Raw genomic sequence first — 23,341 nt, forward strand, 5'->3', positions numbered from 1 at the left:
TGCCTGCACGGCGCAAGGGAGTCCTGAATCGGCTCGCGATTTCGCCCTCTCGTCTCGGCGCGAGGTCGGCGCGCCGTGACGCACCCAGTGACCAAAGCAGCGGCAGGGTCCTGGCAAGTCGACGCTGGAGGGTCCGGCCTGGCCGGGTAGCGCGGAGCGTAGGTCTGTCGCGACGTCGACGGTGAAACGCTTCGACGTCGCTCAGGGTCTTGCTCGGACATCGGGCTGGAGGCACTCTGACGCAGATCCCGAGCGAGCGAAAGCTGCTGGCTCACGGTCGGTTGTGAACGATCACACCCAGGCGGTCAGTGCTGCCCGCCGCGCACCGAGGAGCACCCATGCGTGAGACCCCTGCGAAGGTCCGGCGCCGCGCACACCGTTGGTCGGCGCTCGTGGCGGCCGGTGTCGTCGCCGCGTCGGGCGGCCTGGTGGCGACCGTCGGCGCCCCCGCCGCGTCGGCCGTGAGTGTCGACCCGGGCACCGCCTACGTCCTGGTCAACCGCAACAGCGGCAAGGCGCTCGACGTCTACAACTTCGCGACCTCCGACGGTGCGCGCCTGACGCAGTGGACACGCGGCACCAATGCCAACCAGCAGTGGCGGTTCGTCGACTCCGGGGACGGGTACTACCGCGTCCGGTCGCAGCACTCGGGCAAGGTGCTCGACGTGAGCGGCTGGTCCACGGCCGACGGTGGCAGGGTCGTGCAGTGGTCCGACACCAACGGCACGAACCAGCAGTGGCGCCTGCAGGACACCGCGGACGGCTACGTGTCGCTGATCAGCCGCCACTCCGGCAAGGCGCTGGAGGTGCAGAACGCGTCGAGGGACGACAACGCCGAGATCGTCCAGTACAACCCCTGGGGAGGAACCAACCAGCAGTGGCAGCTCGTGCCCGTAGGGAGCCCCGTGACGCCGACTCCGACCCCGACCACCACGACGCCGCCGGTCACCGGCTCGTTCACCAACCCGGTCGTCTGGCAGGACTTCGCCGACGGCGACATCATCCGCGTCGGGGACGCGTACTACTACTCCGCCTCGACCATGCACTACTCGCCGGGCGCGCCCATCCTGCGCTCGTACGACCTCGTGAACTGGGAGTACGCGGGCCACTCGGTGCCGCGTCTTGACTTCGACGACGCGAAGTACGACCTCACGGGCGGACACCGGTACGTCAAGGGCATCTGGGCGTCGACGCTGAACTACCGGCCCAGCAACCGGACGTACTACTGGTACGGCTGCACGGAGTTCAACCGCACGTACGTCTACACGGCGTCGGCGGTCGACGGCACGTGGACCAAGAAGGCGCGGATCAACAGCTGCTACTACGACGCAGGCCTGCTGATCGACGACGACGACACGATGTACCTCGCCTACGGCAACGGCGCGATCAGCGTCGCGCAGCTCAGCGCGGACGGCACGCAGCAGGTGCGGGCGCAGCAGGTCTACCAGACGCCGAGCAGCATCGGGACGCTCGAGGGTGCGCGGTTCTACAAGAAGGACGGGTACTACTACATCTGGCTGACGCGCCCCGCGAACGGCCAGTACGTCCTGCGCTCGCGTTCGCCGTTCGGACCGTACGAGCAGCGGCAGATCCTCCTCGACCTCCCCGGGCCGATCAACGGTGGCGGCGTGCCGCACCAGGGCGGCATCGTGCAGACGCAGAACGGTGACTGGTGGTACATGGCGTTCACCGACGCGTACCCCGGCGGTCGGATGCCGACGCTGGCGCCCATCACCTGGAACGACGGCTGGCCGAGCGTGCAGACCGTCAACGGCCGGTGGGGGACGACCTACCCGCGGCCCGCGATCAGCACGACGCGCACCGTGCAGCCCATGACCGGTCGCGACACGTTCACCGGCACCCGGCTGGGCCCGCGGTGGGAGTGGAACCACAACCCTGACACCAGCCGCTTCTCGGTCGGCGACGGGCTGCGGCTGCAGACGGCGACGGTGACGAACGACCTGTACGCCGCCCGCAACACCCTCACCCACCGGATCCAGGGCCCGACGTCGACGGCGACGATCGAGCTCGACTACTCCGCGATGGCCAACGGCGACCGGGCCGGGCTCGCGATGCTGCGGCAGTCGTCCGCGTGGATCGGCGTGGTCAAGGGTGGCAACGGTGCCACGCGGGTCGTCATGACGGACGGTCTGGCGATGAACTCGTCGTGGAGCACCACGAGCACGGGCAGCGAGCGGGCGAGCGCCGACGTCAGCGGTGGCCGGATCTGGCTGCGGACCTCGGCGGACATCCGCCCCGGATCGGGCCGCCAGGCGACCTTCTCCTACAGCACCGACGGCACGACGTTCCGGACCCTCGGGCCGGGGTTCACCCTGAACAACGAGTGGCAGTTCTTCATGGGCTACCGCTTCGGCATCTTCAACCACGCGACGACCTCCCTGGGCGGCGCCGTGACGGTCCGCAGCTTCGACCTCACGACGCCCTGACCGCCTGACGCACCACCGACGCGTCGCCGTCGGGTCCCCGGCCGGGCCCCGACGACGGCGGGCCCGGCCGCGCCCTGACGCTGCGCCGGCGCCCGGCCCCACCACCCGACCCGACGGGACGCTCCCGCGCGCCGTCACGCACCTCGAAGGAGAGCACACGTGACCACACACACCACCGCCCGCAGGGGCTGGGCGAGGAGAGCAGCCGCCCTGCTGGCCACCGCGGGCCTCGCCGCCACGACGGCGCTCGCGCTGGCGGCACCCGCGCACGCAGGCACGACGCTGGGCCAGTCCGCCGCCGAGCGTGGCCGCTACTTCGGTGCCGCGATCGCGGCGGGCCGCATGAGCGACTCGACGTACCTGGGGATCGTCAACCGGGAGTTCAACTCGGTGACCGCCGAGAACGAGATGAAGTGGGATGCGACGGAGCCCAACCAGGGCCAGTTCAGCTACTCCAACGGCGACCGGATCGTGAACCACGCGATCTCGCGCGGCATGAAGGTGCGCGGCCACGCGCTGCTGTGGCACGCGCAGCAGCCGGGCTGGGCGCAGAACATGTCCGGCCAGTCGCTGCGCAACGCGGCGATCAACCACGTCACCCGCGTGGCGACGTACTACCGCGGCAAGATCCACAGCTGGGACGTCGTCAACGAGGCCTTCGCCGACGACGGCCGCGGCAGCCGGCGCGACTCCAACCTGCAGCGCACCGGCACCGACTGGATCGAGGCCGCGTTCCGCGCCGCCCGCGCCGCCGACCCGGGCGCCAAGCTCTGCTACAACGACTACAACACCGACTCGGTCAACGCGAAGTCGACCGGCGTGTACAACATGGTCCGGGACTTCAAGGCGCGCGGCGTGCCGATCGACTGCGTCGGGTTCCAGTCGCACTTCGGCACCACGATCCCGAGCGACTACCGGGCCAACCTGCAGCGCTTCGCCGACCTGGGTGTCGACGTGCAGATCACCGAGCTCGACATCGAGCAGGGCTCCAACCAGGCCAACGCCTACCGCCAGGTCGTCGAGGCGTGCCTCGCGGTGTCCCGGTGCACCGGGATCACGGTGTGGGGCATCCGCGACACCGACTCGTGGCGCACGGGTGCCAACCCGCTGCTGTTCGACGGCTCGGGCAACAAGAAGGCCGCGTACACGGCGACCCTCAACGCGCTGAACGCCGGCAGCAACGGCGGCGGTGACAACGGGGGCGGCTCGACGTCGATCGACACCAACGCCTGGTACGTGCTCGTCAACCGCAGCAGCGGCAAGGCGCTCGACGTGTACAACCTGTCGACCGCCGACGGCGCGGACATCGTCCAGTGGTCGCGCAACAACGGCAACCAGCAGCAGTGGCAGTTCGTCGCCTCCGGCAACGGCAGCTACCGCGTGAAGTCGCGCCTGTCGGGCAAGGTGCTCGACGTCTACGCCAAGTCGACCGCCAACGGCGGCGAGGTCGTGCAGTGGCCCGACCTCAACGGCACGAACCAGCAGTGGTCCGTCGCGATCAGCAACGGCTACGCGACGCTGCGCAACGTGAACTCGGGCAAGGTGCTCGAGGTGCAGGGCGCGTCGGCGGCCGACGGCGCCAACGTCGTCCAGTACGACGGCTGGAGCGGCAGCAACCAGCAGTGGCAGCTGGTGCGCGTCGGCTGACGTCGGCGCACCGGCGTGCCGACCGCCCTCGCGCCCTCGTGGTGCGGGGGCGGTCGCGTCTCTGGCCCGTGCCGCTGGGGAATCGGCGTGACGACGCGCGCGGCCCGGCGGGCCTGCTCTACTGCCTGACCCCGCCCGGCTGGCTGACGGGGCCCACCCGCTGGGAGCGCGACGCCCGCCACACCCGCCAGGCACCCGTGGACCACAGCGCCCAGAGCACGAGCAGCCCCTGGAACGGCAGCCGCGCGAGGCGCTTGGCGTCCGTGTCGAGCCCGAATCCGTCGTTGCCCTCGACGTACTGGGCGACGTTGCCCGGGAAGATGGCGACGAAGAATGCTGCCGCGGCGGCACCCACCCACGGGCGGTACCGCCGTGGCGCGGCGACCAGTGCAGCGCCGAGGGTCAGCTCGACGAGGCCGGACCCGAGGACGACGAGGTCGGCGTCGACGGGCACCCAGGACGGGACCTGCGCCTGGAACTCCTCGCGCGCGAACGTCAGGTGGCTGGTGCCCGCGAACGCGAGGAACCCGCCGAGCAGGACGCGCCCGATCGTGCGCGCGATCCCGTCACGTGGCCCACTGGTCCCGGTGCTGGCAGAGCTCACGGCGTCCTCCTCGGCTGGCGCGTCCTCCCGAGGCTAGGGCCGAGCCCGGTCAGACGCGCGGCGCCAGGAGGGACCATCCGGCAGCCAGCACCCGCGGCGCGGCTCCGTCCGGGACGAGCAGGACGGTCTGGACGAGCCCGAGCGTGCGCAGGTTCTGCCGCTCACCGGGCTGTCCCGTCACCTCCGCGACGGCCACGTCTGTGAGGTTCACGCTCCACCCCGTCTCCATCTCGCGGTTGAACGTGTAGCTGAGGGCGGAGGTGACGAGCAGGCCACCGTCGACCGGCACGACCTGCAGCGGGCCTCCCGGTGCCGTCGGGTCCTCGGGCCCGTCGAAGTGGGTGACCTGCGCGTTGGTGACGCGGAGGCGGCCCTCGAGGTCGTTGCCCAGCACCTTCTCCCGGAACGTGCCCAGCTCGCCGAGGTCGACCGCCACCTCCGCGCCGGTCTCCAGGTGCGAGCGGACCAGCTCGACGGCGGCGAGGCCGGCGGCCACCTGGTCGGGCGAGGCGACGCTCGCCGACCCCGGAGCGGGCAGCTGGACGGCGTCCACGGGGACATCGAGCGCGAAGCTGGAGCGCCAGGGTGCGGCGGCACGCTCCCGTTCGAACACCCGCAGCTGGGGGAGCTCGGCGGGGGTGCCGTCAGTGGTCGATTCCACGAGCGCCATGAACCACATGGGGTACGACGTGAACTGGGGGACGGCCGCGTCGAGACCGGAGTAGGTGACCGTGTACGGCGCGGGAGGCTGGTCGCGCGCCGCGTCGAGCTTGGTGCGGTACTCCATGAGCGCGCGCCGACCGTCCGTGTCGGGATCGGCCCAGGCGCCCGGGTCGAGCTGCGCCGCGACCTGGCTCGCCGCGCTCTCGCGCTCGCTGTACGACGCGAGGGCGGCGTCGAGCTCGTCCGCGTCGGCGGCGATCCTGACGGGCTGCTCAGGCGGCTCCACCGCGGACGGCACCGGCACGCAGGCCGTGAGTGTGACGGTCAGCCCGGCGCCCAGGACGAGGGCGCGGCGTCGCAGGGTACGAGGCGCGGCCTCCGCCGGCTCAGGTTCCGGTGCGGTGAAGGTCTCGGGCTCGGTGTCCGCGTCCGCGGGGTCGGGCGTCGGCTCGGTGCGGCGACGACCCCGGCGTCGCACGAGCGCGGCGGCCGCGACGAGCACCGCCCCCGCCCCCGCGACTCCGAGGGCGAGGACGAAGAGGCCGGGGACCACGGCGCCGAACGCCAGGGTGGTCGCAGCCGGACCGCCGAGCGGCACGACCACGAACGTCACGGGCTCGCCGGTGAGCGTGACGTCGAGCGACTGCGCCCCGTCGCCCGACGCGGAGCCGGACCAGAAGGTGGTCGTGGTCGGGTCGACCTCGGGCGCGTCCAGCTCACCGTCGATCGGGTCCGTCGCGAGGGTGCCGGAGCGGTCCACGCCCGTCACCCACGAGGCGTTCACGCCCGTCACGTAGTCGCGCGCGTCGACGGGGTGCGCGGCGCCGAGGAACACCGGACCGCCCTGCGACGTGGCGGTGGCGTGCAGGGTCAGGTCCCGCACGGGGAAGAGGTCGAACGAGGTGATCGCGACGCCCGAGGTCGCGGGGATCTTGCCGGCAGGCAGGGACGCGGTGTCGTCCGGGCCGACCAGCGCGGCGATCGCCCCTCCGATGAGCAGGACGAGCCCGCCGAGGGTCGAGAGGACGACGACGATGAACGTGCGCACGAGCACCCCTTCGCGATGAAACACGGACAAACCGGACGCGACGTTAACAGGTCCCGGCCCCGATCGGTGCCGGGCGCCCGGGCTTGTGGACGACAGGTGCTCGTCACTCAGCGGGCGAGGAACCCGCCGTCCACCGCAATGACGTTGCCTGTCACGTATCTGGCCTCGTCGGAGAACAGCCACGCGACCGCGTCCGCCACCTCGCCCGTCGTGCCCGCGCGGCCCATGGGCAGCAGCGTGCTCCACGCGTCGGCGCCGGGCGGGGCCATGCCGGGACCGGCGAACATCCCGGTGTCGACCGGGCCGGACGCGACGCCGTTGACGCGGATGCCCTGGTCGGCGAGCTCCACCGCGGCGCAGCGGGTGAGCGCCAGGGCGGCCGCCTTGGACGCGGCGTACGGCGCCACGCCACGGAACACGGTCCGCACGGAGTGGACGGAGAGGTTGTTGACGATCGAGCCACCACCCGTCGAGGTCATGTGGCGGACCTCCGCGCGCATGCACAGCCACAGCGCGCGGGTGTTCACGGCGAACGCCCGGTCGAAGTCCTCGACGTCGGCGTCGGCGACGGTCCCGGGCCCGGTGACCCCGGCGTTGTTGAACGCGTGGTCGAGGCGACCCCACACGGCGGCTGCGGCGTCGAGGGCCGACTCCAGGGCGTCGTCGTCGCACAGGTCGGCCGTGACGAGCGCCGCCTCGCCGCCGGACGCCCGGATGCGTTCGACGACGCCCGCGCCCCGCTCCTCGTCGCGGCCGAGGACGACGACGCGTAGACCGCGCCACGCGAGCTCGAGGGCTGTCGCTGCGCCGATGCCGGACGTCGCGCCGGTGACGAGGGCGACCCGCCGCGCGGGGCCGGCCTCGGCAGGTGCCGTCGGTGCGGGCGCTGTGGTGCGGTCCATCGGTGGTTCCCCCTGGTGCCGTCGATGAGCGGGGCGTCCGCACCGCCCGTCGTCGGCGACGGTGCGGGAGCGCTCCCAAGCCGTGGTGACACTAGAGCGTGGTGCCGGTCGTCCACAACCCGATCCGTATTGTTCTGAGACGTTTGTCCAGTTCTCAACTACCTGCCCGGTCGCGCGCGGTGCGTACCCTGGGTCGGTGCGCTGCGAGTACTTCGACGCGGGTGTGTGCCGCTCGTGCACGCTCCTGCCGCAGCCGTACCCCGAGCAGGTGGACGCGCAGCAGCGTCACGTCCGCACCGTCCTCGGCGACCCGGCCGGGGTGACGTGGTTGCCCACCGTCACCAGTGCCGAGGCGGGCTTCCGCAACAAGGCCAAGATGGTCGTCGCGGGCACCGTCGAGGCGCCCACGCTCGGCATCCTCGACGGTCACGGGCACGGCGTCGACCTCCAGGGCTGCCCGCTCTACCCGCCGTCCCTGAGCGTGGCGTTCGCGCCGCTCGCGGCGTTCGTCACGCGCGCGGGCCTGACCCCGTACGACGTGCCGACGCGGACCGGCGAGCTGAAGCACCTCCTCGTCACGGCGTCGCCCGACGGCGAGCTGATGATCCGGTTCGTCCTGCGCAGCACCGAGGCGCTCGCGCGCATCCGCAAGCACCTGCCGTCGCTCCGGGCCGCACTGCCGCACCTCGTCGTCGCCTCGGTCAACGTGCAGCCCGTGCACGCGGCCGTGCTCGAGGGGGACCGCGAGGTCCTGCTCACGGAGCGCGAGACGCTGCGCATGCGCGTCAACGGGCTCGACCTGCACCTGCGCCCGCGCAGCTTCTTCCAGACCAACACCGAGGTCGCCGCCGCGCTCTACCGGCAGGCCGTCGCGTGGGCGGACGAGACGCAGGTGACCTCCGCCTGGGACCTCTACTGCGGGGTCGGCGGCTTCGCGTTGCACCTCGCGCGGCCGGGACGCGAGGTCGTCGGCGTCGAGACCAGTGCCGAGGCGGTCGCGAGCGCGCAGACGACCGCGCGCGACGCCGGTCTGCCCGGCACCCGGTTCCTCGCCGGCGACGCGACGTCGTTCGCGCTCGCGGCGGGCGACGTCCCGGACCTCGTCGTCGTGAACCCGCCGCGGCGAGGGCTGGGTGAGCCCCTGAGCAGGTGGCTGGAGGCCAGCGGCGTCCCGCGCGTCCTCTACTCGTCGTGCCACGCGGGATCGCTGGCACGGGACCTCGCGCACATGCCGTCGCTGCGCCCCGTGCGGGCGCAGGTCCTGGACATGTTCCCGCACACGCTGCACCACGAGGTCCTGACGCTCCTCGAACGCACCTGACCCCGTCACCGAGCGCGGCACGCCGCAGTTCACCGAGCGCGGCACTCGGCCGTCGAGCGCGGTACTCGTTGGTGCCGCGCTGGGCGGGGGAGTGCCGCGCTCGGCGAGTGGGGTGGCCCGGTCAGGCGAGGGCCTCGGCGAGGAGGCGGAGGGTCTGCTCGCGCGCGGGGGAGCGGTCCGCAGGCGTGCCGCGGGTGGCGCCCGCGACGGGCTGGACCATGATCTCGTCGGTGCCGAGCCGTCGCGCCAGGTCGCGGACCTGCTCGGCCGCCTGCGCCGGGTCGCCGACGATCCACGACGACGTCATCGCCTCGAGCGGGGCGTCGGCGGCCGAGGGCAGGGGAGCCGCCTCCGCGTCCTCGACGAGCTCCTGCGGCTCGAGCGTCATCCCCGAGCGCAGCCGCCACATCGAGCGCACCTGAGGCAGCGCCAGGCGGCGCGCCTCCTCGGCCGTGGGTGCGACGGCGACGTTCGCGACGGCGATCGTCCGCGGCTCCGCGAGCGTCTCGGACGGGACGAACGTGTCGCGGTACAGCGCGACGGCCTCGTTCGTGCCCTGCCCGGCGAAGTGGTGGGCGAAGACGTACGGCAGACCCAGGCGCCCGGCGAGCTGCGCGGAGTACGACGACGACCCGAGCAGCCACAGCTGGGGCGCGGACACCGCGCGGGGCGTCGCGCGCAACGGGTACGCGGACGACCCGACGCGCACCTGCACGCCGTCGGGCTGCACGAGCGCTGCGAGGGTGGCGACGTCGGCGTCGAACGTGTCGACGCCGTCACCGGTCGACCCGCGCCGCAGCAGGTGGCTCGTCACCGGGTCCGACCCGGGCGCGCGCCCGATGCCGACGTCGACGCGCCCGGGGAACGCGGCCTCCAGCAGGGCGACCTGCTCCGCGACGACCAGCGGCGAGTGGTTCGGCAGCATCACGCCGCCGGACCCCACACGCACCCGCGACGTCGCCGCCGCGACGAGCGCCATGAGCAGCGGCGCGTTCGTGGCCGCGACGGCCGGCATGTTGTGGTGCTCGGCCAGCCAGTAGCGGCGGGCGCCGACCTCGTCGGCGACGCGCGCGAGCGCGAGGGTCGCGCTGATCGCGTCGGCGGTGGTCTGGTCGGAGCGGACGGGCACGAGGTCGAGCACAGAGATCGCGGTCACCCCCGCACCAACCTCCCCGCCGCGCGCGCCATTCCGGCTGGCGGCGGGCAGCCAGGGGCCTAGGGTCCATGCTGTGAGCGAGGACACGCCCCGGTTCCCGGCTCCCGGTGGACCCGTCGGACCGCTGTGGGTGGTGACGCGCGGCTCCGGGCCGCCGCTGGTGCTCCTGCACGGCAACGGCGAGGACCACCACGTCTTCGACAAGATGGTCCCCGCACTGGGTGTCGGGCGCATGCTCATCGGCATCGACTCGCGCGCCCACGGACGCAGCCCGCGCGGCGACGGTCCGCTGCGCATCGCCACCATGGCCGACGACGTCGCGCACGTCCTGGACCTCCTCGGTCTGCCGGCCGCGGACCTGCTCGGCTTCTCCGACGGAGGCAACATCGGCCTGGAGCTCGCGATCCGCCACCCCGCGCGGGTCCGGCGCCTCGTCGTCGTCGGCGCCAACCTCTTCCCCGAGGGCACGTCGGCGTGGACGCTCACCGGGGTGCGGGTCATGCACCGCGTCGTGGCTGCGCTCGCGCGCGTGGTGCCGCCGCTGCTGGTCGTCGCCGAGCGGTTCGCGCTCATGGCGCACGACCCCGAGATCGAGCCCGACGACCTGTCCCGCGTGCGGGTGCCGACCCTCGTGGTGACGGGGGAGCGTGACCTCGTCCGGCCCGAGCACACGCGCCTGATCGTCGAGTCGATACCCGGTGCGCGCGCGGCCGTCGTGCCCCGCGCGGGGCACATGCTCCCGACCCAGGCGCCGCAGCGCCTCAGCGCTCTGGTGGCCGGTTTCCTCGCCGAGCCGCTCCCCGGTGCGCTGTTCGGCGGAACGCTGGAAGACAACGGGACGAAAACCTGAAATCCGGACACAGGAGACTCCCAGGAGCGCTACTGTGCGCGCCATGTCCACACTCTTCGCGGTCCCGATCAGCGACGCCGAAGCCGCCGCTGCGGCCGGTGGCACTGCCGTCCTGTTCCTCGTCCTCGGCCTCATCGGCTACGTCGTCTCGTCGCTCGGCCTCATGGGCGTCTTCAAGAAGGCCGGCAAGCCCGCCTGGGCGGCCTTCGTGCCGATCTACAACCTCATCGTGCTGCTCGAGGTCGTCGGTCGCCCCGTGTGGTGGCTCGTGCTGTTCCTGATCCCCGGCGTCAACATCGTCGCGATGATCATCGTCATGAACGACCTGTCGAAGTCGTTCGGGCACGAGGCCGGCTTCACCGTCGGTCTCGTCCTGCTGACGGTCGTGTTCCTGTGGATCCTGTGGCTGGGCTCGAGCACCTACCGCGGCCCGGCCGCGCTCGCGACCGCCGCGCCCAGCACCGCGTACGCAGCCTGACCCTCCCCGTCCAGCACCCGGCCCGGTCGCCCTCGTGGCGGCCGGGCCGGCTCGTGCCGGCAGGTCGTCAGCCGGCGCTGACCAGGCCGCCGCCCACCCACGCGCGGATGGCCGCCTCGTCCCCGTTCGTCAGCTCCATGCGGGCACCGCGGCACAGGCCGATGACGTTGTCGGCCCAGGCGCGCGCGACGAGCTCCGGGGTCGGCTTCGCGTCGAGCGACAGGCCCGTGTACAGCACGCCGGAGATCACGAAGTTGACGGTCGAGCGGCCCACCTTCGCGCCGGACTGCTGGCACGCCTCGTGGACGCGGCGTGACGTCGCGACGCGGTCGAACGGGTGCGCCGCGACGTCCGCGGCGAGCGTCTTGAGCACGACGCGGTACTGCGCCTGGCTCAGGCCGGGCGTGTCGGTCACCGCGATGACCTGCCGCTGCAGCTCGTTCGGCGCGGTGTCGGCCACCGCGCCCGGCAGGTCCGCCTCGCCGAAGCGCTGGGGGTCCCACACGTGACCCGGCGGGCGCGTCGAGACGTCGAGGTCGGGCAGTGCCTTGGCGAGCCACGCCGTGAAGCCACCCGTGCCCGCCCACTGCGAGGAGGCGAGGTTCGGGTCGGCGCCCTGCGCGACCTGCGCCGCCGCTCCCAACGGCAGGGGGGCGTCAGCGGTTCGTACCGCGCGGCGCACCGCGCGACGGGCGCGGGCCTCGGCCTCGTCGACGACGCGCTCGGTGACGCGTGCCCGCGTCGTGCGGGGGGCGGCCGGTGGCGCCTCCTCGGCGACGGGCTCCGGGGTGACGGGGGCGGTGGCCGTGCCCGCCCGCGTGGCCCGGCGCGAGCGGCCCGTGCGCGTCGCCGGAGGAGCAGCCTCCGGTGCGGCGGCCTCGGGCTCGGCGACGACGGGCGCCGGCTCGGCCTGGAGGGGCTCGGGGGCGGGCTCCGGCTCCGCCACGAACGTCGAGGCGGTCTGCGTCACGAGGTCCGCGAGCGCGTCCGCGCCGATCACGGTGTCGGCGACCGACCGGTACGCGGACGCCGCAGGGGACGCCGTGATGATGGTCACACGCCGGTCGTCCGCACGGCACCGCTGCGCGAGCGGCGTGAAGTCCGCGTCGGCGGACACGATGACGAACTCGTCGTAGTGCGTGGGCGCTGCGAGCGCGTCGACCGCGTCGAGCACGAGGTTGATGTCGGCGCTGGACTTGCCCTGCTGCGTGAGCGACGGGCAGTCGACGACCTTGAAGCCGGCGCGCGTGAAGTTGGGGCGGAAACGCGAGTACACCGACGGGTTCAGGTAGCACGCGCGCACCAGGAACCGGCGCGTCAGGTCACCGTCGACGTCGGACCCCTGGCCGAGCTCGGACAACCAGTGGGCGGGGTCCGTCGCGAACGCCTCGGCCGCCTGCGGGTCGAGGCGCGCCAGGCCGATGTAGACGTTGTCGAAGTCGACGAACAGCGCGGAACGCAGACGTCGGGTGTGTTCGGGGGTGATGGTCACGCCCCTATCCTGCCGTGCCCGACGGTCGCTGCGTCGGTAGCGTGCCTACGAGGGGTCGCAGGACGAGCCGTGCGGACGTGGTCGAGGGGAGAAGACCGGGTGCGCAACCAGGACGCGGTCCGCCGGGCACGGTGCCGCGGGAGCCGGACGTGACGTCACCCGCGTCCCCGCTCTCCGTGGCCGCTCCGCTGCGAGGGCTCCAGGTGGACCCTCAGGACGTCGAGGAGATCCAGGAGGTCCCCGACGGGGCGACGACCGCACCGGCCGAGCCCGACGTGACGACCGCTCCGGCACCCGTGCCGGTCGAGCCGACCGTCGACCCCGCGACGGACGCACCGGTGCCGCCGGTCGACGCCACTCCCGCCCCAACCCCGCAGGTCTCCACCGCTCCCGCGCTCGAGCCCACGCCCACCGCCGTGACGGGCGTCCCCACGTCGACGCCGCGACCGACCTCCACGTCGGGTGCGCTCGTGCAGCAGTGGCCCTCGGGGCCGGCGGTCACGGAGTCGTCGTTGCCGTGGGGCACGGTCCTGGCGGCCGCGCTCGTGCTCGTGCTGGCCGCCGCCGGGATCGCCTGGTGGTTGCGGCGGACGAGCCGTCCACGGCTGCCGACGGGCACGGCGACGCTGACGAGGGTCCCGACGGCGACGAGTACGGCGACACCGGACGGTGACGACACCCCGACGCTCGAGCTCCCGCCGCTGGGCGCAGCCGACACCACCCTCGTGGTGCCACCCGGCGCGTCGCGCGCGGACGAGCGGGTCGTCGGTGAGCCGGACCACGGCGGGCCGGACGACGGCGAAGTGCGCGACGGAGTGCCGCACGACCGCGAGATGCACCACGGCGAGCCGGGCGAGGACGTCGACGCGCTCAGCGCCCGCGCCGACGTCACGGTGCTGTTCCTGGTGCGCCTCGGCGAGGCCATGATCGACACGGGCTCGCCGATCGTGCAGGTCGACTCGACCCTGGAGCGTGTCGCGACGGTCAACGGCCTGCCCGACGCCGCCGTGGTGACGTTCCCGACGGCCCTGATGGTCTCGGTGCCGCAGCACGACACCGTGCGGACGGCCGTGAGCGCCGCCGGGAGCCGGACGCTGCGCCTCGACCAGGTCGCCGACGTCCTGGACCTCGCCGACGCGGCCTCGCGCGGGGACGTGCGTCCGCGCGAAGGGCTGGAGAAGCTGTCGACGATCGTGATGTCGGAGCCCACGTCGTCGCTCACGCGGCGCGCCCTGGGCTACGTGGCCGTGGCGGCGGGGCTCTCGCTCGTCCTGGGCGGCGGGTGGCTCGACGTCCTCGTCGCCGCCGTGCTCGGTGGCGTGGTGGCTGCCGTCACGACGGCCACGCGGCGCGTCCCCGCGGTGTACGAGGGCCTGCTCGTGGCGTTGTGCGCGTTCGTCGTCGCCGTCCCGGTCCTGCTGCTGGTCCGCACGGGGTGGCCGGTGGGCCTGCTGGCCCCGCTGGTCGCGCCCCTCGTGACGTTCCTGCCGGGGGCGCTGCTGACCACGGGTGTCATCGACCTCGCGACGCGTCAGATGATCGCGGGGTCGTCACGGCTCGCGGCCGGCGTCATGCAGCTCGTCCTGCTGGCGCTGGGCATCACGACCGCCGCCGGGCTCGTCGGGGTGCCCGCCGCCGATGTCGGTACGGGGAGCACCGGTCAGCCGCTCGGATGGTTCGGACCCTGGGTCGGCGTGCTGGTGTACGCGGTCGGCGTGGTGCTGAACAACGCCGCGCGCCAGGGGTCGCTGCCGTGGATCACCCTCGTGCTGCTGGTGGCGTACGCGGGCCAGGTGATCGGGGGCGTCCTGTTCGGTGCCGTGGTGTCGTCGTTCGTCGGGGCGCTGGCGATGACGCCCGTCGCGATGCTCGCCGCGGCACGGCGCGGTGCGCCACCGTTCCTCGTGACCTTCCTGCCCGGGTTCTGGGTCCTGGTGCCCGGTGCGCTCGGCCTGGTCGGGGTGACGTCCGCGCTGGGGCGCTCGACGGACCAGGCGATCACGACGATCATGACGACGGGTATCTCGATGGTCGCGATCAGCCTGGGGGTGCTGGCCGGACTCGCGCTCGGCGGCCGCGTGCAGCGCCGGTTCGCGCCCGACGCGCCGCGGATCGTGTGAGCGCTCGCCGCGGTGGGCGGTCAGGACGAGACGTCGCCCGTCGTGAACCTCGCCCACGCCAAGGTGCCGAACACGACGACCCAACCAGCCTGCACGGCCAGCCCCTGCGCCAGGACGTCCGCCGACGGCACGACGCGCAGCATCTCCGCGAAGTCGAACCAGTGGTGCGTGAGGAGCGCGGGGTGGATGACCGCGACCTGCGGCAGCTGGTCCAGCACGCTCGAGACGACCGCCACGACGACCGTCGCGGCCATCGCGCCGACGGGCACCTCGGTGAGCGTCGAGAAGAACAGCCCGACGGCGACCAGGCCGGTCATCGACAGCCCCACGTACGCCACGACGCCCGCGACGCGCAGCACGCCGTCGGCGAGCGGCACGGTCGTCCCCGACAGGAGCGTCAGGTCGTCGATGCCGAACAGCGCCGCTCCCGTCACGAGCCCGACGACCGCGATCCCGAGCACGGACGCCGCCGCGAAGGCCAGCGCACCCAGCGCCTTGACGGCCAGCAGCCGGCCGCGGCCGACGGGCACGACCAGCAGGTAGCGCAGCGTGCCCGTGGACGCCTCGCCGGCGATGGCGTCACCCGACGCGATCCCGATGGTCAGCGGCAGCAGGAACGGCGTGCACAGGAAGAGCGACGCGACGACGAGGAACAGGCCGTTGCCGGTGACGCGCGCGACGAACGGCGGGCCCTGACCCGCGAGTCCGGCGTCCTGCGCGAGGTAGAGGACCACGCCGAGCAGCAGCGGCACGAGGGCCAGGCCGACGAGCAGCACGATGTTGCGCCGTCGCCCCAGGACCAGCGCGAGCTCGGACCGCACGAGACGGGCCGTGGCGCCGCGGTAGCGGACGGGGGCGTCGGCGGGTGCCGCGCCCGTCGCTGCGGTGTCAACGAGCGACATCGAATCCCTCCCCGGTGAGCTCGACGAAGACCTGCTCCAGCGACGGGCGGCGCACGTCGAACGTGAGGATCCCGACACCGGCGTGCACGAGCGCACCCGCGATGTCCTGCGGCGCGGGCAGCGCGCTCGACGCGCCCGGCTCGTCGTCGGCGAGGGCTGCGGAGACCGTCACGACGCCGTCCGCAGCCACGGGCTCGACGGCCGCGTCCGCCAGCCCCAGGCGCCGCAGCTCCGCGAGCGCCGCGGCGCCGTCGGCCTGCGGCGTGCGCACCACCACGCGTGACCCTCGCCGGGCCGCGAGGTCCTCACGCGGGCCCTGCAGCAGCAGCCGTCCGCCGCCCATGATCCCGACGTGCGTGCACACCTGCTCGATCTCGGCGAGCAGGTGCGAGGACACGAGCACGGTGGTGCCCGCGTCGGCGAGCTCGCGCACGAGGTGCCGGACCTCGCGAGTGCCCTGCGGGTCCAGACCGTTGGTCGGCTCGTCGAGGACCAGCAGGTCCCGTGGTCGCAACAGGGCGGCCGCGAGACCGAGGCGCTGCTTCATGCCCAGCGAGTACTGCCGGTAGCGCTTGTCGGCGGCGGCCCCGAGGCCGACGCGCTCGAGCGCGGCGTCGGCCCGCGCGCGGGCGGTGCGCGGGTCGGCCGACCCGTCGACGGCGTCGAGGCGCGCGAGGTTGGCCCTCCCCGAGAGGTACGGCTGGAACGCCGGGCCCTCGACCAGGGCGCCGACGCGGGGCAGGACCCGCGCCGCAGCCTGCGGCATGGGTTCACCCAGCAGGTGCACCTGCCCGGCGGTCGGCGCGACCAGCCCCAGCAGCATGCGGATGGTGGTCGTCTTGCCCGACCCGTTGGGCCCCAGGAACCCGTAGACCGCGCCTCGTGGCACGGCCAGGTCGATGCCGTCGACCGCGACCTGACCCGTGCGGAACCGCTTGGTCAGCCCGTGCGTGCGGATGGCGTCGTCGCTCACGGCACCAGCCTGCGGCACAGCAGGCGCCGGTGCGGGGGCGGCCACCGGGGCGGCCGCCGCCCGGACCGTGGTCACTCCCCGGCCGCCGCGCGCAGCGCGTCGACCGGGACCGCGCCGACCAGCACCCGGCCGTCGTCGAGCACCAGGACCGACAGGAGGGCCGAGGACAGCGCGCGGCCGCCCTCGACGGGCGTGGTCAGCTGCTCGTAGAGCGCCACCGTGTCGAGGTCCACGCCCGGACCGTCGCCTTCGGGTGCGAACTCCTCGTACAGCTCCTGCGCGCCGGCCGACCCGAGCTGCTTGTCGACCTGCGGCAGCCCGGCGACGGCCCCGGGGTCGCCCGCCACGAGTGCCGCGACGTCGACGTCCGACAGCTCGACGACGGTGTCCCACCCGGTGCCGGTGACCCGCGTGCCCTCCGGCAGGGGCGCGTCGGCCGGGTCGTCCGGCAGGGACGTCGGCAGGTCGCTCGGTGCGAGTCCCGCGAGCGCCGCGTCGTCGGGCAGCGGCAGGACGATCTCCCGCACGCTCGCACCCGGGGGTGCCGAGAAGGTCAGGACCGCGTCGTCGGGGGCCGCGAAGGTCACGTCGGTGAAGCCGAGCTCGAGCGCCGGTGTCGCGGCGTCGTCGCTGCCCCACACCTGCACGCGCAGCGGTGACCACGTCCGGGCGTCGACGGCCACGACGATGCGGCCGACGAGGGTCGTGCTGCTCCGCGGGGTCACGACCACCTGGTAGGCGTCCCGGCCCGCGACGGTCGTCGCCGCGTCCACGCTCACGGTCGCGTCGCGCTGTGCGCGCTCGAGCGCCTCGCGTCCGAGCTCGTCGGGGGTCGGCAGGTCCGCAGGCGGCCGGGCGGTGGCCCGCATCTTCTCGGCGCGCGCGGCGTCGTCGGGCGACAGGGCGTAGTGCACGACCTCGTCGTCCGACGACGAGTACGTCCACGCCTGCGTGCCGTCGGCCACGACCGAGTACTCCGAGGCCGTCCCCAGCAGGGAGACGCGCGAGCGCTGCCCGCCGTCGGACCACACGCGCAGCGTGGTCGAACCACTGAGGAGGCTCACCGGGTCCGCACCGGCGACCTGGGTCATCGACAGGTCGGGCAGCCCGAGGCGTGCCGTGTGGACGACGGTCCCCGACAGCGCCTGCGGCTCCGACTCCAGGACCCGGGTCAGCAGCTGCTCGGGCGTGAGCTCCGCCAGCGTCGCCGAGCCCGCCGACGCGAGCAGCGGAGGAGCCGCGAACGCCCCGGCGACGGCCACCACGGCGGCGGTGGGGACCGCCCAGGCAGCGCGGATCCGTGACCGGGTGGGCGAGACAGGGGTGGTGTCCATGGCCCCACCGTGCACCCTGCGGCCTGAGCGGACACTGAGAGCGCGGCGACCGCGGGCGGCGTGCCGCCGCGCGACGGGTGGGATGCTGCCGGGGTGCGCGTGCTCGTGGTCGACGACGAGGTCGGGCTCGTGCGCGCCCTGCGCCGGGGGCTGACGGCCGAGGGGTTCGCGGTCGACGCCGCGCACGACGGCGACACGGGCCTGGCGATGGCGGTCGACGGCGCGTACGACGTGCTGGTCGTCGACGTGATGCTGCCGCGGCGCAACGGCTACGACGTCGTCACCGCGCTGCGGGCGCAGGACGTGTGGACGCCCGTGCTCATGCTGTCCGCGAAGGACGGTGAGCACGACGTCGCCGACGGGCTCGACGTCGGCGCCGACGACTACCTCACCAAGCCGTTCTCGTTCGTCGTGCTCGTGGCCCGGCTGCGTGCGCTCGTGCGCCGCCCCGTCGCCCCGCGCCCGGCGGTGCTGCGGGTCGGCGACCTGACGCTCGACCCGTCGTCCCGCGCCGTGACGCGGGCCGGCCGGCCGGTCGAGCTGACGCTGCGGGAGACCGCGCTCCTGGAGTACCTGCTGCGTCACGCGGGGCGGGTCGTCGGCAAGATCGAGCTGCTCGACCACGTCTTCGACACCGGCGGTGAGGACCCCAACGTCGTCGAGGTGTACGTCGGCTACCTGCGCCGCAAGCTCGGGCGCGACGCCGTCGCCACGGTGCGCGGCGCCGGGTACCGGGTGGGCGATCCGTGAGCGCGTCGCACGAGGCCGGGTCCCGGCCGGCGCGCGGGATGTCGCTGCGTGCGCGGCTCACGCTCGTCGCGACCCTCGCGGTCGCGGCCGTGCTCGTCGCCGGCGCGCTGGCGCTGTCCGCCGCCCTCGGCACGGCACGGACCGCCGCGCTCGACGACGTCGTCCGCGACCGTTCCGCGACGCTCGCGGCGCTCGTCGCCGACGACCGGGTCCCCGACGCGCTGCCCGTGGTCCAGCCGGGCGAGGTCGCGCAGCTGCTCGACGCGGACGGGGGAGTGCTGGCGACGTCGACGACGGCGACCCGCACGCTGCCGGTGGTGGACGCCGCGACGCTCGCGGACTGGCGCGCACGTGCCGGGGAGGAGCCGCTCGTGCTGGGCACCGACGCGAGCGCCTACGACGACGTCGCGCGGGCGGCCGTCCGCGCTGTCACCTACCGTGGCGCGCCCGCGACGCTCGTGACGACCGTGCCCGCGACCGACGTGCAGGCCGTGCTGCGCGCGCTGCGCATCGCGCTGCTGCTCGTCGTGCCCGTCCTGACCGCGGGGTTCGGCCTCGTGCTCTGGACCGTCCTGGGCCGGGCGCTGGCACCCGTCGAGCAGCTGCGTGCGGCCGCCGCCGAGGTCGCGCTCGCGGGTGGGCCGGGTTCCCTGCCGGTGCCGGCGGCCGACGACGAGCTGGGCGCGCTCGCCCGCACGCTCAACGCGATGCTCGACCGGCTGGAGGTCGCCGCCGCGCGCCAGCGCACGTTCGTCGCGGACGCCGCGCACGAGCTGCGCTCACCCGTGGCCGCCACCCGGGCCGCGGTCGAGGTGGCCGCGGCCCACCCCGAGGCCTACCCGGTCGCGGACCTCGTCGCGGACCTCGCACCGCAGGTCGCGCGCATGCAGACGCTCGTCGACGACCTCCTGGTCCTCGCGCGCGTGGGCTCCTGGGACGTGGCTGCGGGTCCCGTGGACCTCGCGACCGTCGTCGCGGACGCCGTGGCCGCCGTCGCGCCCGACGCCGCGGCACGGGGGGTGCGCGTCACCGTCAGCGGCGAGGCGACGGGCACCGGGGCCCCTGAGGCGGTCGGCCGGGTCGTGCGCAACCTGGTCGCGAACGCCGTGCGGCACGCGCGCTCGACCGTCGAGGTCCGGGTGGGGGTCGGGGCGGGCGAGGGGACGGCGCGTGCGCAGGTCGTCGTCGACGACGACGGGCGCGGCGTGGCGCCCGCCGACCGCGAGCGCGTGTTCGAGCGGTTCGTGCGGCTCGACGAGGCGCGCGAGCGCGACACGGGCGGGGCCGGCCTCGGGCTGGCGATCGCCCGTGAGGTCGCGCGCGAGCTCGGCGGCGACGTGCACCTCGACACCGCGCCGACGGGCGGTGCGCGGGCCGTGCTCGAGCTCCCGGCGGGTTGACCGTGCGGCGGCTACGGGGCCTCCTTGAGGTGCGTACCGCGCGCGGGTCAGTGCTGCCCGTGCGACGATCCGGTGGCGCGTCCGCCCGGGCCGCGCGCGACGGGAGAGTCATGCCGCTGACGGTCCGAGGTCCACGCACACCCGACGGGGCGACGGTCAACGACCACCGGATCGACGGCCTCACGCTGCGTGCCTGGACACTCGCGAACGCCTCGCCCGACCAGCCTGCCGAGGCGCGCCGCGACGTCGTGCTCGTGCACGGGCTCGGGGCGTCGTCCGCCTCCTTCGAGCACCTCGCGCAGCACCTGGCCCGCAGCGGCACGGTCCACGTCCTGGACCTGCCGGGCTTCGCGGGCCTGCCGCGCCCCGGTGACCGTCTCGAGGTCGAGGACCTCGCGCGCCTGGTCACACGGTGGATCGAGCGGGCCGACCTGGTGCGCCCCACGCTCGTGGGCCACTCGATGGGGGCGCAGGTCGTGACCGAGGTCGCGGCGTCCGCACCCGGGGTGGTGTCGGGACTCGTGCTCGTGGGCCCGACGACCGACGCGGCGGGGCGCTCGGCCCCGCGTCAGCTGCTGCGGCTCGCGCGCAGCACGGCGCACGACTCCGCGGCGCTGCAGCGCGTGCTGCTGCGCTCCTACCTCGAGTGCGGCCCGCGCTGGTACCTGACGGAGCTGCGCGCGATGCTGCGCCACCACATCGAGGTCCGGCTGCCGCACGTCGACGTGCCGGTGCTGGTCGTGCGCGGTGCGCGGGACAGCGTCGCGCCCGACGACTGGGCGCAGCTCCTGGCGGGGAGCGTGCCGCAGGGACGTGTCGTCACCGTCCCCGGCGGCGGGCACGCCGTGATGTACGACCACGCGTCCGAGGTCAGCGACCTGGTCCGGGAGCACGTGGGGTGAGGGGAGTGGTGCCGCGTCGGCTCGAGCAGGGGGTGGCGTGGGCGCGGGACTACGCGTGGGTCGTCCGTGCCCAGGCGCGCGCGACGCTCCGCCCGCCGCCGGTCGACGCGCTGGCGACGGGGGACCGCGTACCGGTGGTCCTGCTGCCGGGGATCTACGAGACGTGGCCCGTGATGTCCGGGCTGGCACGGGCGCTGTACGCGGCGGGGCACCCCGTCCACGCGGTCCCCGCTCTCGGGATCAACCGCCGGGGGCTGGAGGAGTCGGCGCGCCTCGCCGTCGCGCGGCTCGAGGAGCTCGCGCTCGGGCGGGTGGTCCTCGTCGCGCACTCGAAGGGCGGGCTGATCGGCAAGCTCGTGCTGTCCGACCCCGTGGTGGGGCCGGACGTCGCCGGGCTCGTCGCCGTCAACACGCCCTTCGCGGGCTCGGTGTACGCGCGCTGGTTCCCCGCTCGGCCCGTGCGCGCGCTGTCGCCGCTGGACCCGCACGTGCTGGCCCTCGCCCGCGAGGTCGCGACGCACGCGCGGATCTGGTCGGTCTTCGCACGGTTCGACCCGCACGTGCCCGGGGGCAGCGAGCTGCGGGGGGCCGTCAACGTCCGGCTGCCTCTTGACGGGCACTTCCGCCCGCTCGACGACCCGCGGCTGCACGCCGTCGTGCTCGACGCCGTCACGCAGCTCGCGGCCGCCGGTCAGAGGCCCGCAGGCTCCTGAACGGCGGCCACGCGCGGGGCGTCAGTGGTGCGCCGGGACGGGCGCCCCCGCGGGGGCCGGGCGCACGGCGAACGCGGCGACGACCGCCGGGAGCGTGATCACGGCACCGACCAGGAACGCCGCCCGCACCCCGCCGGCGGTCGCGACGACCTCGGACGCACCCCCCGCGACCAGGCCCGCGGCGGTGGCGGACAGCACCGTGACGAACACCGCCGTCCCCGCGGCACCGGCCACCTGCTGGACCGTCCCGATCACGGCGGACCCGTGCGAGTACCGGTCCGGGGGGACCGACCCGAGGGCCGAGGTGAACAACGGCGTGAAGACGAGCGCCAGGCCGGCGGACATCGTCAGGTGCGCGCCCACCAGCAGCCACGGCGAGCTGCCGGCGCCCAGCAGCAGGGCCATGCCCCACGTGGCGGCGCTCACCAGCAGCGTGCCGGGGACCAGCAAGGGCCGCGGCCCGACCCGGTCGTACGCGCGCCCGACGGCCGGTGCCAGCAGGCCCATGAGCAGGCCACCGGGCAGGAGCATCAGACCCGTGCGCAGGGTGTCGACCCCCAGCACGTCCTGCGCGTAGATCGGCAGCATGATGATGACGCCGAAGAGCGCCACCATCATCACGGCCATCAGCGCCACGCCCACGGCGAAGGTGCGGGACCGGAACGTGCGCAGGTCCAGCAGGGCGTCGTCGGTGCGCTGCAGCCGGAGCTGACGCGCGACGAAGAGCGTCAGGCCGGCGGCCCCGGCCAGCAGCGCGCCGAGCGTGACCGCCTCGAGACCGCCGGTCGCTGCTTCACCGATGCGGGACATGCCGAAGACGAGCCCGCCGAAGGCGACCGCCGACAGCACCACGGACACGACGTCCACGCGCGCGCGTCGGGGCTCGGTGACGTCCGGCAGCCGCAGCGCGCCCAGCGCGAGGGCGCCCAGCGCGATGGGCAGGACGAGACCGAACATCCAGCGCCAGTCCAGGACCGAGAGGATCAGCCCGGAGATCGTCGGGCCCAGCGCCGGTGCGACGGAGATGACGATCGAGATGTTGCCCATGGTCCGGCCGCGCGACGCGGGGGGCGTCACGGTCATCACGGTCGTCATGAGCAGCGGCAGCATGACCGCGGTACCGGTGGCCTGCACGACGCGCCCGGCCAGCAGAACCTCGAACCCGGGGGACAGCGCGCACACGAGCGTGCCGAGCGAGAAGAGCCCCATGGCGGTGAGGAACGCGCCGCGGGTCGTCGTCCGCTGCAGGAAGAAGCCCGTGACGGGGATGACGACGGCCATGGTCAGCAGGAAGGCCGTGGTCAGCCACTGCGCGGTGCTCGCGGTGATCGCGAGGTCGTCCATGAGGCGCGGGAGCGCGACGCCCATGATCGTCTCGTTGAGGATGACGACGAACGTGGAGACGAGCAGGAGCGTGACGGCGAGCCGGTCGCGCGCCGACATCGTCGCCGGCACGTCGGGCGCGTCGGAGGTCGGGTCCACCAGAGCGGTGGGTGGAGCGGTGCGGTCGGTCACGTGGTCGCCTGTCGTCGGTGCCCACGGGCACGGGTCTGGTGCGGGCCGGACGGGGAGAGGGTGCAGGAGAGCACCCCGACAGTCTCTGTGGGCAACCCGCGGAGGGTCGACGCAATTCCGTCCA

19 protein-coding genes are annotated in these 23,341 nt (G+C 74.1%); 10 read left to right on the forward strand and 9 right to left on the reverse strand.

Going from position 1 to position 23,341, the window contains the following annotated elements:
• The first annotated feature begins 338 nt into the window (after positions 1 to 338).
• Both NP048_RS06355 and NP048_RS06360 read left to right on the forward strand, forming a co-directional pair.
• Positions 339 to 2,447: a family 43 glycosylhydrolase gene (locus tag NP048_RS06355; RefSeq protein ID WP_227577370.1), complete on the forward strand. Its 2,109-nt coding sequence runs from the start codon at positions 339 to 341 to the stop codon at positions 2,445 to 2,447.
• A 159-nt stretch (positions 2,448 to 2,606) separates the two neighbouring features.
• On the forward strand, positions 2,607 to 4,094 hold the full coding sequence (locus NP048_RS06360) for a glycoside hydrolase family 10 protein (RefSeq protein ID WP_227577371.1): 1,488 nt from the start codon (positions 2,607 to 2,609) through the stop codon (positions 4,092 to 4,094).
• 118 nt (positions 4,095 to 4,212) lie between these two features.
• Here NP048_RS06360 and NP048_RS06365 read toward each other — a convergent pair whose 3' ends face one another.
• The 3 genes from NP048_RS06365 to NP048_RS06375 form a co-directional block, all read right to left on the reverse strand.
• Complete coding sequence (locus tag NP048_RS06365; protein ID WP_227577372.1) at positions 4,213 to 4,698, reverse strand: DoxX family protein; 486 nt, start codon at positions 4,696 to 4,698, stop codon at positions 4,213 to 4,215.
• Between the two features lie 49 nt (positions 4,699 to 4,747).
• Positions 4,748 to 6,409: a hypothetical protein gene (locus NP048_RS06370; protein WP_256769454.1), complete on the reverse strand. Its 1,662-nt coding sequence runs from the start codon at positions 6,407 to 6,409 to the stop codon at positions 4,748 to 4,750.
• Positions 6,410 to 6,516: 107 nt separating this feature from the next.
• Positions 6,517 to 7,311, reverse strand: a complete 795-nt coding sequence (locus NP048_RS06375) for an SDR family NAD(P)-dependent oxidoreductase (RefSeq protein WP_227577374.1) — start codon at positions 7,309 to 7,311, stop codon at positions 6,517 to 6,519.
• A gap of 196 nt (positions 7,312 to 7,507) precedes the next feature.
• On the opposite strand from NP048_RS06375, the gene rlmC reads away from it, so the two are divergent.
• The gene (gene rlmC, locus NP048_RS06380; protein WP_227577375.1) at positions 7,508 to 8,632 is read left to right on the forward strand and encodes a 23S rRNA (uracil(747)-C(5))-methyltransferase RlmC; all 1,125 of its coding nucleotides are present in this window, start codon (positions 7,508 to 7,510) and stop codon (positions 8,630 to 8,632) included.
• 121 nt (positions 8,633 to 8,753) lie between these two features.
• Here rlmC and NP048_RS06385 read toward each other — a convergent pair whose 3' ends face one another.
• Entirely contained in the window at positions 8,754 to 9,788 is a 1,035-nt protein-coding gene (locus tag NP048_RS06385) for an LLM class flavin-dependent oxidoreductase (protein ID WP_227577376.1), read from the reverse strand.
• Between the two features lie 73 nt (positions 9,789 to 9,861).
• Here NP048_RS06385 and NP048_RS06390 point away from each other — a divergent pair, with 73 nt between their 5' ends.
• Complete coding sequence (locus tag NP048_RS06390) at positions 9,862 to 10,638, forward strand: alpha/beta fold hydrolase (protein WP_227577377.1); 777 nt, start codon at positions 9,862 to 9,864, stop codon at positions 10,636 to 10,638.
• A 43-nt stretch (positions 10,639 to 10,681) separates the two neighbouring features.
• On the forward strand, positions 10,682 to 11,116 hold the full coding sequence (locus NP048_RS06395; RefSeq protein ID WP_227577378.1) for a DUF5684 domain-containing protein: 435 nt from the start codon (positions 10,682 to 10,684) through the stop codon (positions 11,114 to 11,116).
• Positions 11,117 to 11,183: 67 nt separating this feature from the next.
• Here NP048_RS06395 and NP048_RS06400 read toward each other — a convergent pair whose 3' ends face one another.
• Positions 11,184 to 12,608, reverse strand: a complete 1,425-nt coding sequence (locus NP048_RS06400; RefSeq protein ID WP_227577379.1) for an NYN domain-containing protein — start codon at positions 12,606 to 12,608, stop codon at positions 11,184 to 11,186.
• Positions 12,609 to 12,757: 149 nt separating this feature from the next.
• Here NP048_RS06400 and NP048_RS06405 point away from each other — a divergent pair, with 149 nt between their 5' ends.
• Positions 12,758 to 14,728, forward strand: coding sequence for a threonine/serine exporter family protein (locus tag NP048_RS06405; protein ID WP_227577380.1), 1,971 nt, complete (start codon positions 12,758 to 12,760; stop codon positions 14,726 to 14,728).
• 20 nt (positions 14,729 to 14,748) lie between these two features.
• Here NP048_RS06405 and NP048_RS06410 read toward each other — a convergent pair whose 3' ends face one another.
• The 3 genes from NP048_RS06410 to NP048_RS06420 all read right to left on the reverse strand — a co-directional run bounded on the left by NP048_RS06410 (position 14,749) and on the right by NP048_RS06420 (position 17,937).
• The gene (locus tag NP048_RS06410) at positions 14,749 to 15,630 is read right to left on the reverse strand and encodes an ABC transporter permease (RefSeq protein ID WP_227577381.1); all 882 of its coding nucleotides are present in this window, start codon (positions 15,628 to 15,630) and stop codon (positions 14,749 to 14,751) included.
• On the reverse strand, positions 15,617 to 16,603 hold the full coding sequence (locus NP048_RS06415; RefSeq protein ID WP_227577382.1) for an ABC transporter ATP-binding protein: 987 nt from the start codon (positions 16,601 to 16,603) through the stop codon (positions 15,617 to 15,619). The genes NP048_RS06410 and NP048_RS06415 overlap by 14 nt, the downstream gene beginning before the upstream one ends.
• A gap of 71 nt (positions 16,604 to 16,674) precedes the next feature.
• Positions 16,675 to 17,937, reverse strand: a complete 1,263-nt coding sequence (locus NP048_RS06420) for a LolA family protein (protein WP_227577383.1) — start codon at positions 17,935 to 17,937, stop codon at positions 16,675 to 16,677.
• Between the two features lie 93 nt (positions 17,938 to 18,030).
• On the opposite strand from NP048_RS06420, the gene NP048_RS06425 reads away from it, so the two are divergent.
• From NP048_RS06425 to NP048_RS06440, 4 genes are all read left to right on the forward strand, one after another.
• Entirely contained in the window at positions 18,031 to 18,687 is a 657-nt protein-coding gene (locus tag NP048_RS06425; RefSeq protein ID WP_227577384.1) for a response regulator transcription factor, read from the forward strand.
• Positions 18,684 to 20,087 (forward strand): sensor histidine kinase, encoded by a 1,404-nt coding sequence (locus tag NP048_RS06430; RefSeq protein WP_227577385.1) that lies wholly within the window; start codon positions 18,684 to 18,686, stop codon positions 20,085 to 20,087. Before NP048_RS06425 ends, NP048_RS06430 begins: the two co-directional genes overlap by 4 nt.
• Positions 20,088 to 20,197: 110 nt before the next feature.
• Positions 20,198 to 20,989 (forward strand): alpha/beta fold hydrolase, encoded by a 792-nt coding sequence (locus NP048_RS06435; RefSeq protein WP_227577386.1) that lies wholly within the window; start codon positions 20,198 to 20,200, stop codon positions 20,987 to 20,989.
• Positions 20,986 to 21,702: an esterase/lipase family protein gene (locus NP048_RS06440; RefSeq protein WP_227577387.1), complete on the forward strand. Its 717-nt coding sequence runs from the start codon at positions 20,986 to 20,988 to the stop codon at positions 21,700 to 21,702. Before NP048_RS06435 ends, NP048_RS06440 begins: the two co-directional genes overlap by 4 nt.
• Before the next feature lie 21 nt (positions 21,703 to 21,723).
• Here NP048_RS06440 and NP048_RS06445 read toward each other — a convergent pair whose 3' ends face one another.
• Positions 21,724 to 23,217: an MDR family MFS transporter gene (locus NP048_RS06445; RefSeq protein ID WP_372456822.1), complete on the reverse strand. Its 1,494-nt coding sequence runs from the start codon at positions 23,215 to 23,217 to the stop codon at positions 21,724 to 21,726.
• Positions 23,218 to 23,341 lie beyond the last annotated feature (124 nt).

It is taken from the genome of Cellulomonas xiejunii (assembly GCF_024508315.1).
GTDB lineage: Bacteria > Actinomycetota > Actinomycetes > Actinomycetales > Cellulomonadaceae > Cellulomonas > Cellulomonas xiejunii.

Excerpts from the sequence above, each read along its gene's own strand:
- NP048_RS06355 (WP_227577370.1), top strand. The coding sequence starts at position 339 with ATGCGTGAGACCCCTGCGAAGGTCCGGCGCCGCGCACACCGTTGGTCG.
- NP048_RS06375 (WP_227577374.1), bottom strand. The coding sequence starts at position 7,311 with ATGGACCGCACCACAGCGCCCGCACCGACGGCACCTGCCGAGGCCGGC.
- NP048_RS06395 (WP_227577378.1), top strand. The coding sequence starts at position 10,682 with ATGTCCACACTCTTCGCGGTCCCGATCAGCGACGCCGAAGCCGCCGCT.
- NP048_RS06410 (WP_227577381.1), bottom strand. The coding sequence starts at position 15,630 with ATGTCGCTCGTTGACACCGCAGCGACGGGCGCGGCACCCGCCGACGCC.
- NP048_RS06420 (WP_227577383.1), bottom strand. The coding sequence starts at position 17,937 with ATGGACACCACCCCTGTCTCGCCCACCCGGTCACGGATCCGCGCTGCC.
- NP048_RS06435 (WP_227577386.1), top strand. The coding sequence starts at position 20,198 with ATGCCGCTGACGGTCCGAGGTCCACGCACACCCGACGGGGCGACGGTC.